We start from the raw sequence: 9249 nt of genomic DNA on the forward strand, positions 1-9249 counted from the left end.
TTTACGCATCATTGCCGCCACCGCAGAACACTTGAATTTGCCCATGGAGAAAGTTATTGTAACGGTTGACCGACACGCCAATACCTCTGCCGCTTCCGTGCCACTTGCCTTAGACGACGGCATCCGTTGCGGAAAAATTCAGCGCGGGCACAAAGTGCTGCTTGAAGCATTCGGTGCAGGCTTCACTTGGGGCGGTTGCATTCTCAGCTACTAAAAGGAGATTCTATGTTAGGCCTCATCTTCCCGGGACAAGGTTCGCAATCCCTCGGCATGCTTAAAGCGCTCAGCGAGCAATTTCCGCAAGTCCTGCAACGCTTTCAAGAAGCCAGCGATATTATCAGCAAAGATTTATGGACCATCGTGCAGGAAAACCCTGATGACCAACTCAATCACACCATTTACACCCAACCGATTCTGCTGACCGCCAGCTATGCCGCCTATGAAGTGCTGCAACAAGAATTAGCGATTAGCCCGCAATTTTTAGTCGGACATTCTCTCGGCGAATACAGCGCCTTAACAGTTGCTGGAGCCCTACCTTTTGCCGAAGCCGTCGCTTTGGTTCATCAACGCGGCAGCATTATGCAAGAAGCCGTTCCCTTCGGCGAAGGCGCAATGGCGGCAATTTTAGGTTTGGAAGACAAAGTGGTACGCGAAGTATGCAGCGGTATCGAAGGCGGAGAAGTCTATCCGGCAAACTACAACTCTCCCGGTCAAGTCGTCATCGGCGGTAAAAAAGCAGCTGTTGATGCAGCAATTGTCGCTGCCAAAGCCGCAGGCGCCAAACGCGCGGTCTTATTGCCGGTCAGCGTACCGTCCCATACACCGCTGATGCGTTCCGCTGCTGCAAAATTCAGCCTCTTCTTAGACCAAATTCATTGGCAGGAACCGAAAATCTCTGTGATTTTCAACGTCGATGCCAAACAACACAAAGACCGCTACGGCATCCAAGCCGCATTAGGTGCACAATTATATGAACCCGTTTTATGGACGGATTGTATTACGGCGCTCGGCGAGGCCGGCGTTAATAAAGTGATTGAAGTCGGTCCCGGCAAAGTATTGAGCGGATTGGCAAAACGTATCGACAACCGTATCAGTGCCGGCAATTTTGACAGCCCGGACCAATTAGAAGGTCTGCGCAGCTTTTTGGAGCAATAAATAAATGAATGTATTAACAGGAAAAATCGCCTTAGTCAGCGGCGCAAGCCGCGGTATCGGCAAAGCTACCCTACTCGCCTTGGGTCAGGCGGGCGCAACCGTCATCGGCACCGCCACTACAGACAGCGGCGCGGCAAAAATCACGGACGCCATTCAAGTCGCAGGCCTTAAAGGCAAAGGCATGGCATTAAATGTCAATGATGAAGCGGCAATTGAGCAAATCTTTGCCGAGATTAAACAAGCATTCGGCAGCGTGGAAATTTTGGTCAACAATGCCGGTATTACGGACGACGGCTTATTGATGCGTATGAAGCAAGAGCAATGGGATAATGTCATTAACACCAATTTGGGCAGTATCTACCGTATGAGCAAGGCGGCAAGCCGCGATATGATGAAAGCGCGTTTCGGACGCATCATCAACATTGCCTCCGTAGTTGGCGTGATGGGCAATGCTGGGCAAACCAATTATGCCGCCGCCAAAGCAGGCATTATCGGATTCTCCAAATCCTTAGCGCGCGAATTAGGTTCCCGCGGCATTACGGTAAACGTCATTGCCCCCGGTTTTATCGCCACCGATATGACCGACACCCTGCCCGAAGCGCAACGCCAAGCCTTATTGGCTTCAGTGCCTTTAGAAAAACTCGGACAGACGGAAGATATTGCCCAAGCAGCAGTATTTTTAGCCGGCGCGAATTACATCACAGGCGAAACATTGCATGTGAACGGCGGGCTGTACATGCTGTAATGCCTTTCATGCAAAAGGCTCTGACACCGGCGCATTATTTCGGTATAATGCGGAAAATTTTTATCAATCCAATAGGAAAAAACATGAGCAACATTGAAGAACGTGTCATTAAAGTTATCGCTGAACAATTAAGCGTTGACGAAGCACAAGTAAAACCGGCAGCCCATTTTATTGATGATTTGGGCGCCGATTCTTTAGATTTAGTGGAATTAGTCATGACCCTTGAAAAAGAGTTTGACTGCGAAATTCCCGATGAAGACGCAGAAAAAATTACGACTGTACAAACAGCGATTGACTACGTCAAAGCCAATCAGGCTTAATCTCGGGCATTATCCGAATTCAAAAGCCACGGAAGTGTCCTTCATGCCGTGGCTTTTTTTTATTTAGCGCTACTGTACGGCAATATAACAATATATCCGACAGTTAAGCATTTGCGCTCTTAGCGCGGTATCTCCTTCAATAGCAAGACACGAATCAGTTAAGGAATATTTTTGATGAATGAAATGACTTCACGCGCCCTGAATCGGGTAGTAGTAACAGGCATGGGGATTATCAGCCCTGTGGGTAGCAGCGTGAACAGCGCTTGGGCCAATATTTTGGCAGGCAAAAGCGGCGTACGCCCCATCAGCGATTATGACGCTTCGGCATTACCTGTACGCTTCCGTGCGAATGTCATTGATTTTAACAGCGACGAATATTTCTCTGCCAAAGAAGCGCGCAAAATGGATACCTTCGTGCATTACGGCATGGCGGCAGGAATTCAAGCCATTCAAGATAGCGGCATAGACTTTGCCCATAACGAAGCCCTTGCCGAACGCAGCGGCATTATTATCGGCTCCGGCATCGGCGGCTTGCCCGGCATGCTCTCCGGCTACAAAGATTTCCTTGACGGCGGCGCCAGACGCGTTTCTCCATTTTATGTTCCTGCTAACATTATCAACATGATTTCCGGCAATTTGTCCATCCGATTCGGTTTAAAAGGTCCTGCCCTCGCAACCGCAACCGCCTGTGCCAGCGCCACCCATTCGATTGCGCAAGCCTACCGCATGATCCAATTAGGCGATGCCGATGTCATGGTTGCCGGTGGCGCGGAAATGGCGGGCAACGATATGGGAATCGCCGGTTTTGCCGCTGCCAAAGCCCTCTCTACCCGCAATGACGACCCGCAAGCAGCCTCCCGCCCTTGGGACAAAGACCGCGACGGCTTTGTACTTGGCGACGGCGCCGGCGTACTGGTATTGGAATCCTTGCACAGCGCGCAAGCACGCGGAGCCAAAATTTACGGCGAAATCATCGGCATGGGTATGAGCGGCGATGCCTATCATATTACCGCTACCCACCCCGAAGGCAACGGCGCGGCACGTTGCATCCGCAATGCCCTACGCGATGCTCAAATCAATTCTGAACAAATCGACTACATCAATGCACACGGCACTTCCACGCCGATTGGCGATTTAGCGGAAACCCAAGCAATCAAACAAGCCATGGGCGATGCCGCCTACCGTACCGTCGTCAGCAGTACTAAATCCATGACGGGACACGCGCTTGGCGCTGCCGGCGGACTTGAAGCCGTCTTTACCCTTCTTGCACTGCGAGACGGCAAAATTCCGCCCACCATCAATTTAGACAATCCCGGCGAAGGTTGCAATTTAGACTACTGTCCGCATACGGCACGCGACGCCGCGCTCAATATCGCCATGTCGAACTCCTTCGGCTTTGGCGGCACCAATGCCACCCTCATTTTCCGCCGCGTCTAAACATGATTATCCGCCTGTTACGCCGCCTATTCCTCCTGCTCTTCCTGCTAGGCATAGGCGCAGCAATTTACGGCTACAAACTCTATCAGCAAAGCTTGAATGCGCCCTTGCAAGCAAGCGGCGCAGCCATACTGCATGTTGCGAAAGGCAGCAATATCAACCGCATTGCCCATGATTTGCAAGCTCACGGACTGCAGCATCCTTGGGCATTGATACTGCATGCGCGTTTAAACGGCGGCGCGGCGCAAATCAAAGCCGGCGACTATCGCATCGAGCCGAATATGAGCACCCTAGACCTGCTGAACAATCTGCAAACAGGCAAAGTCATTGTCTTACAATTCCAAATCATTGAAGGCAAACGCAGTGCCGACCTGCTGCGACAAATCGCCGCCACCACAGAACTCAAACACGAACTCAGCGACAAAAGCGAAGCGGAGATCGCCGCCATACTAGGCATCAACGGCAGTCTGGAAGGACAATTTCTCCCCGACACCTACCATTTCCACTACGGCGACAGCGACATCGATCTCCTCAAGCACATGCACCAAGCCTTGCAAAATACCCTTGCGCAGGCTTGGGAAACACGAGCGGCAAAAGACACTCTCAACAGCCCCTATGAAGCCCTCATTCTCGCCTCCATCATTGAAAAAGAAACCGGCATAGCCGGCGAACGCGCCCAAATCAGCGGCGTATTCCATCGCCGCTTGCAGCAAAACATGCGCCTGCAAACCGACCCGACCGTCATCTACGGCATAGGCGAACAGTATCAAGGCAACCTCACGCGCCGTGACCTACAAACCGACACCCCCTATAACACCTATACCCGTTACGGACTTCCCCCTACCCCCATTGCGCTCGCCAGTGCCGCTTCCATCAAAGCCGCCCTGAATCCGCAAACCGGCGACAGCCTATACTTTGTCGCCAACGGCACAGGCGGACACACCTTCAGCGCTACCTACCAAGAACATCAAAAAGCCGTGCAAACCTACCGCCGCAGCCAAAAGGAAAGCCCCTAATGCAAGGTAAATTCATCACTATCGACGGCAACGAAGGCGCGGGCAAAACCACGCAAATCGCCCATATCCGCGACTATTTGCAAGCCCAAGGCAAAACACTCTACACCACTCGTGAACCGGGCGGCACCGCCGTCGGCGAAAAAATCCGCGCCATCTTTCTCGACCCCGAACTACAACCCACCCAATTAACCGAACTCCTCCTCATCTTTGCCGCCCGCCGCCAACATCTGGAAACGGAAATCTTCCCGCGACTTGCACGCGGCGAATGGGTACTCAGCGACCGCTTCAATGACGCCACCTATGCCTATCAAGGTGCAGGACGCGGCATCGACAGCGCTCTCATCCGCCAATTGGAACAATACATACAAGGCGAATTTCAGCCCGATTTATCCCTCATACTCATGATTGAGCCGGATAAAGCCGCCGAACGCCTTGCCAAACGCAATCAAGCCCCCGACCGCCTCGAACAAGAAAACCGCGCATTCTTCCAACGCATAGACGCAGGCTACCGCCAACGTGCCCAAACCCAATCCCATGTGCAACTCATCGATGCCGCCGGCAGCCCCGAGCAAGTCTTTGCCCGCATCAGTCCCCTGCTGCAAGAACTCTGCCGCTCATGACGCACTACCCTTGGATAAGCCTCGCCGCCCCACAACTGCAACAAGCCATTGAGCAACCCACCGCCTGTCTGCTGCTCATCGACCCACAGCAAGACAATGCCGACGCCCTAGCCCGACAACTCATCGCCGCCAGCCTCTGCGAAAACAGAAGCCAAGGCAAAGCCTGCGGACAATGCCATCCCTGCCGCCTGCGCCAAGCAAACACCCATCCGGACATCATCATCGCCCACGACACCCTTAACATAGAAGCCGTGCGCGAACTCATCGCCAAACTCAGCAACACCCCCAGTATCGGCAAACACCGCTTCATCTACCTAAAAAATATCGACAAATACTTTGAAAGCGCCCTCAACTCCCTGCTCAAAACCCTAGAAGAACCCAGCTCGCATAACCACTTTATTCTCAGCGCCCCCTCGCGTCGCGCCGTAAAAGCCACCATCTTAAGCCGCTCGCAAAGCTACCAAGTACCCCAAGCCGACCTTGCGCAAGCTCGAGACTGGCTCATCACGCAAGGCATAGACAGCGCAGAAGCCGAACAACTCTTAGCCCTCTATCGCAACAACCCCTTCCTTGCCTACGCACAACGCGAACAAGCCAATCCCCTTGCGCGCTTTGCCGACTTTATCCGCTACTGCGCGCAGCCGAAACAACAGCGGCAATTCCTGCAAATACTGGACAACTATCCGCCGGAAGAACAATTAGACCTCCTCTGCTACCAATGCGAACGCCTCATCGCGTGGATACAACTAGACAGCACCCCGCAAAATTGGCAAAATTCCGCCCAACACATAGAGCAACTCGCGCAGATTGATATCCACCGCATACACCACCTTTATGCCGCGCTGTGCAAACTGCGCCGCAGCAAGCGCCAGCCGCTAAACTGGTCATTACAAAGCAAAACCCTACTTTTACATCACATGGAAACAAGGAATCCCATCCTATGAGTGAACAGCAACAAGCCCAATCCAAACTGAAAAAAGGTGTCATCCGCCTAGATTTCGAAGACACTCGCAGCCTCTATCAATCCTACATGCCCTATGTGGACGGCTGCGGACTATTCTATCCCACCGAAGAAAACTTCAGCCTAGAACAAGAAGTCTTCGTCTTTCTCAAACTGCCCGAAGAATTTGGCAAATTCGCCGCCTCCGGACGCATCGTATGGCTGAACCCGCCTAAAGCCGCCGTCAAACGCGTTCCGGGCATCGGCGTCCAACTGCGTGGAAAAGAAGCCCCAAAAATTCGTGAAGCCATTGAAAACGCACTTGGTAAAATGCTCAATACCGGCTTGCCGACCATGACCATGTAATGAAACAGCATCTATAGCATGCTGATTCAATTAATACTTTAACAATCATTGCTTAAACCGATAAGCTACGGCAATCCCGTCATAGCCCATTCTTTTCATTGCTTTGGATAGGGTCATATCGCTGATTGGCTTATTGCGGTTGCCTGTCAGAAAATAAGGGCTGTGATAGCGGTTAAGTTGGCGTAATTCGGCTAATATCGCCAATGCCCAATCAGATAAGGGAACGATATGCGGGCGTTTCATTTTCATGCGCTCGGCTGGTATATGCCATTCCGTATCGATACCGTCCCAAAAAGTGTGTCTTTTTGCAAGAAAGTCAGCATAGGCAGTTTAGCTAAAAAGTAATGAATCTGCAAAACGGCTCAATGGGTAACGGTAAGTTGTTTCACCCATATCAATAGCAGTTTTACTCATCAGCGTTAATACAGAATCTACATTGGGCATGCTGTTGCGTATCTTTAAAGTGCGTTTAAAGGATTTGTTCAACCGCTCAATTTGATTCGTGGTGTAAATCATATTTTGTATCTCGTTTTCATAATGCAGATAGGTTAAATAGTAGCTTAGCTTGTCCTTATCAGCCAATATGGCAAGAGCTTGCGGGTAGTATTTCTTCCATTTCTGATAACAGGCTTTAGCACGTTCAGTAGATGCCGATAAACTGTCATGTTTGCCCACACAGAAGACGTCTTTTAAATCTTGTGCCAGCTCCGCTCTATGGCTGGTTTTGCTTTGACTGAGTAGGCGTCTTTTCAGGTGCAGTACGCACTTTTGTATGCGCCAGGCAAAGTGTTTTTCAATCCTCTGATCCAGCCCTTTCAAGTCATCGATGATAGCTAACTCAATGCGCTGTATCCCTCTTTCTTTCAGGTCTTGGCAGATGCTGTCCCAAGTGCCGGCAGATTCTGTGGGGGCGTTGTAGATACCGAGCACCTCGCGGGTTTTGTCCAGCTTCACGCCGAGCACAACATAGTACGCTTCGCTAGAGACGGTCTCACGTTTGGTTTTGACGTAGGTGGCATCCAAATAGATGATGGGATAATGGGCTCTAGCGGTCGTTCTCGAAAGGCTTTCATGTCCTCATACAGGCTTTCGGTGATGCGTGATACCGCGCTTTTGGAAAGCTTTTTGCCATAGATGTTTTCAGTAATGCTTTCGATCTGACGGGTAGTTAAGCCGTTGGCATATAACTCAAAACACAGCTCATTCAGCATATCCTGCTGCTCACGCATGACTTCTATAGTCAAGGAATCAAAAAACAGTTACACTAAAACTTATGGCATACTCAAAAGATTACAGACAAATGATATTGAACAAGCTGGCATCAGGTCATAGCTACAGAAAGCTTGTTGAAGAATATCGACTCAGCGCAACAACTATTCAACGTTGGAAGAAAAGCATAGAACGCAAGAAGTACGAACGCAAACCGGCAAAAATCGATAATGAAGCTTTAATGGCTGACGTCCAAGCTTATCCTGATGACTATTGCTATGAACGGGCAAGACGCTTTAACTGTAGCGACAGAGCTATTGCCATAGCATTAAAACGTGTCGGCATTACTCGAAAAAAAAGACCTTAATTCATCCGAAAGCAGACAAACAACAGCGCCTATTATTTCTTAAGCAGTTAGCGGCATTTGAAGCTGAAGGCAGAACCCTGATTTACTTAGATGAAAGCGGCTTTAAATCTCATGAGAACAGAGCTTACGGCTATTCCCACAAAGGCTGTCCTTGTTTAGGAAAGTACAACTGGCAACTCAAGAATCAAAGCAATGCTATTGGGGCAATACATAAGAACAAGTTGTTTGCGGTAGGGCTTTACGATTGCAGTATTAATAGTGATGTATTTCATTGTTGGGTAGAAGAATTGCTGTTAACACAATTGCCTGAAAACAGCGTCATTATTATGGACAATGCCAGCTTTCACAAAAGACAGGATACCCAAGAGCTTATTGCAGATGCGGGACATCATATTTTATGGCTGCCGCCATACAGTCCGGATCTGAACCCAATCGAGAAAATGTGGGCTTGGCTTAAACGTAAACGCAAGGATTGGCGATTAAATTGCATCGATAAACTATTCTTTTACTTCCTGTGGATTTGTAACTCTTTTTGATTTCTTTGACTATAGCAGAAGAGGCTTAAATTGTCCTAAACGATCTCTAGGAATCGCTAACTCAATCTGCTCACCAATACCCAGTCCGCGTAGACTTCGGTAGCCATTAGCTTTATTACCATGGCAATGATTTGAGACTAAAAAGTCCTTGCGCTCGGCTTTCATCAAGCTGTTCAACATAATAGATAGTAGCGTATTGATGCCATTGGGCTTGTTGGTAAAATCATGACAAATTTCTTGTAGCTGCTTTGGGCTTAGTTGTAAACTGTTCATAGGGTCTCTCTCTTTTTTGGATTGCGTTTGCTAAAACATTCTTACAAAAATTTGAGAGACCTTTTCTTTTGCCTCTCATCAGACACACTTTATGGGGCGGTATCACCCGCCCAGCTCGGTCGGCGCATCAGCAACGACCTGGACGTCATCCGGGACGCCGGGTTCGACATCGACCGGCAGCGCAACGCCCACACCAAGAACTTCGAGTATTGGATTAGGGCGAACAGGGGGAAAATGAAGGAGAACTGGAGAGTTATGCCTGTAA

Annotated in this window: 15 protein-coding genes; 11 read left to right on the forward strand and 4 right to left on the reverse strand. The window is 49.9% G+C overall.

Features of this window, described 5'->3' with window-relative positions; all coding sequences use genetic code 11:
• The 9 genes from DT343_RS18235 to DT343_RS18275 all read left to right on the forward strand — a co-directional run.
• On the forward strand, positions 1-214 hold a 214-nt coding region (locus DT343_RS18235), incomplete at its 5' end, for a 3-oxoacyl-[acyl-carrier-protein] synthase III C-terminal domain-containing protein (RefSeq protein WP_368731209.1).
• Positions 215-225: 11 nt separating this feature from the next.
• Positions 226-1155, forward strand: a complete 930-nt coding sequence (gene fabD, locus DT343_RS18240) for an ACP S-malonyltransferase (RefSeq protein WP_112863865.1) — start codon at positions 226-228, stop codon at positions 1153-1155.
• Positions 1156-1159: 4 nt separating this feature from the next.
• Positions 1160-1900, forward strand: coding sequence for a 3-oxoacyl-ACP reductase FabG (fabG, locus tag DT343_RS18245; RefSeq protein ID WP_112863867.1), 741 nt, complete (start codon positions 1160-1162; stop codon positions 1898-1900).
• Positions 1901-1983: 83 nt separating this feature from the next.
• Positions 1984-2220: an acyl carrier protein gene (gene acpP, locus DT343_RS18250; protein ID WP_112863869.1), complete on the forward strand. Its 237-nt coding sequence runs from the start codon at positions 1984-1986 to the stop codon at positions 2218-2220.
• A gap of 174 nt (positions 2221-2394) precedes the next feature.
• Positions 2395-3657, forward strand: coding sequence for a beta-ketoacyl-ACP synthase II (gene fabF / locus DT343_RS18255; RefSeq protein WP_112863871.1), 1263 nt, complete (start codon positions 2395-2397; stop codon positions 3655-3657).
• Between the two features lie 2 nt (positions 3658-3659).
• Positions 3660-4673 (forward strand): endolytic transglycosylase MltG, encoded by a 1014-nt coding sequence (mltG, locus tag DT343_RS18260; protein WP_181669236.1) that lies wholly within the window; start codon positions 3660-3662, stop codon positions 4671-4673.
• Entirely contained in the window at positions 4673-5293 is a 621-nt protein-coding gene (gene tmk, locus DT343_RS18265) for a dTMP kinase (RefSeq protein WP_112863873.1), read from the forward strand. Before mltG ends, tmk begins: the two co-directional genes overlap by 1 nt.
• Entirely contained in the window at positions 5290-6237 is a 948-nt protein-coding gene (locus DT343_RS18270) for a DNA polymerase III subunit delta' (protein WP_112863875.1), read from the forward strand. The genes tmk and DT343_RS18270 overlap by 4 nt, the downstream gene beginning before the upstream one ends.
• Positions 6234-6599 carry a PilZ domain-containing protein gene (locus DT343_RS18275; RefSeq protein ID WP_112863877.1) on the forward strand — a complete coding sequence of 122 codons (366 nt, stop codon included), beginning with the start codon at positions 6234-6236 and terminating at the stop codon, positions 6597-6599. The genes DT343_RS18270 and DT343_RS18275 overlap by 4 nt, the downstream gene beginning before the upstream one ends.
• 45 nt (positions 6600-6644) lie before the next feature.
• On the opposite strand, the gene DT343_RS18280 is transcribed toward DT343_RS18275, so the two are convergent.
• From DT343_RS18280 to DT343_RS18290, 3 genes are all read right to left on the reverse strand, one after another.
• The gene (locus DT343_RS18280; protein WP_112863879.1) at positions 6645-6848 is read right to left on the reverse strand and encodes a hypothetical protein; all 204 of its coding nucleotides are present in this window, start codon (positions 6846-6848) and stop codon (positions 6645-6647) included.
• 81 nt (positions 6849-6929) lie between these two features.
• On the reverse strand, positions 6930-7631 hold the full coding sequence (locus DT343_RS18285; RefSeq protein ID WP_112863881.1) for an IS256 family transposase: 702 nt from the start codon (positions 7629-7631) through the stop codon (positions 6930-6932).
• Complete coding sequence (locus tag DT343_RS18290) at positions 7550-7843, reverse strand: transposase (RefSeq protein ID WP_368731210.1); 294 nt, start codon at positions 7841-7843, stop codon at positions 7550-7552. Before DT343_RS18290 ends, DT343_RS18285 begins: the two co-directional genes overlap by 82 nt.
• A 29-nt stretch (positions 7844-7872) precedes the next feature.
• On the opposite strand from DT343_RS18290, the gene DT343_RS18295 reads away from it, so the two are divergent.
• Together DT343_RS18295 and DT343_RS18300 are read left to right on the forward strand one after the other, a co-directional pair.
• Positions 7873-8175 carry an IS630 transposase-related protein gene (locus DT343_RS18295; protein WP_112863885.1) on the forward strand — a complete coding sequence of 101 codons (303 nt, stop codon included), beginning with the start codon at positions 7873-7875 and terminating at the stop codon, positions 8173-8175.
• A complete protein-coding gene (locus DT343_RS18300; RefSeq protein ID WP_245888020.1) occupies positions 8175-8711 on the forward strand; it encodes an IS630 family transposase in 537 nt (178 codons plus the stop codon). Before DT343_RS18295 ends, DT343_RS18300 begins: the two co-directional genes overlap by 1 nt.
• Positions 8712-8720: 9 nt before the next feature.
• Here DT343_RS18300 and DT343_RS18305 read toward each other — a convergent pair whose 3' ends face one another.
• Positions 8721-8984 (reverse strand): transposase, encoded by a 264-nt coding sequence (locus tag DT343_RS18305; RefSeq protein ID WP_112863889.1) that lies wholly within the window; start codon positions 8982-8984, stop codon positions 8721-8723.
• Positions 8985-9249: the final 265 nt, after the last annotated feature.

Source organism: Brevundimonas vesicularis, assembly GCF_900445985.1.
GTDB classification, from domain to species: domain Bacteria; phylum Pseudomonadota; class Alphaproteobacteria; order Caulobacterales; family Caulobacteraceae; genus Brevundimonas; species Brevundimonas vesicularis_D.

What these genes read in the sequence shown, in the direction of transcription:
- DT343_RS18305 (WP_112863889.1), bottom strand. Translation starts at nt 8,984, where the DNA reads ATGAACAGTTTACAACTAAGCCCAAAGCAGCTACAAGAAATTTGTCAT.
- fabF (WP_112863871.1), top strand. Translation starts at nt 2,395, where the DNA reads ATGAATGAAATGACTTCACGCGCCCTGAATCGGGTAGTAGTAACAGGC.
- DT343_RS18270 (WP_112863875.1), top strand. Translation starts at nt 5,290, where the DNA reads ATGACGCACTACCCTTGGATAAGCCTCGCCGCCCCACAACTGCAACAA.
- DT343_RS18295 (WP_112863885.1), top strand. Translation starts at nt 7,873, where the DNA reads ATGGCATACTCAAAAGATTACAGACAAATGATATTGAACAAGCTGGCA.
- fabG (WP_112863867.1), top strand. Translation starts at nt 1,160, where the DNA reads ATGAATGTATTAACAGGAAAAATCGCCTTAGTCAGCGGCGCAAGCCGC.
- acpP (WP_112863869.1), top strand. Translation starts at nt 1,984, where the DNA reads ATGAGCAACATTGAAGAACGTGTCATTAAAGTTATCGCTGAACAATTA.
- mltG (WP_181669236.1), top strand. Translation starts at nt 3,660, where the DNA reads ATGATTATCCGCCTGTTACGCCGCCTATTCCTCCTGCTCTTCCTGCTA.
- tmk (WP_112863873.1), top strand. Translation starts at nt 4,673, where the DNA reads ATGCAAGGTAAATTCATCACTATCGACGGCAACGAAGGCGCGGGCAAA.
- DT343_RS18280 (WP_112863879.1), bottom strand. Translation starts at nt 6,848, where the DNA reads ATGAAAATGAAACGCCCGCATATCGTTCCCTTATCTGATTGGGCATTG.
- DT343_RS18275 (WP_112863877.1), top strand. Translation starts at nt 6,234, where the DNA reads ATGAGTGAACAGCAACAAGCCCAATCCAAACTGAAAAAAGGTGTCATC.
- fabD (WP_112863865.1), top strand. Translation starts at nt 226, where the DNA reads ATGTTAGGCCTCATCTTCCCGGGACAAGGTTCGCAATCCCTCGGCATG.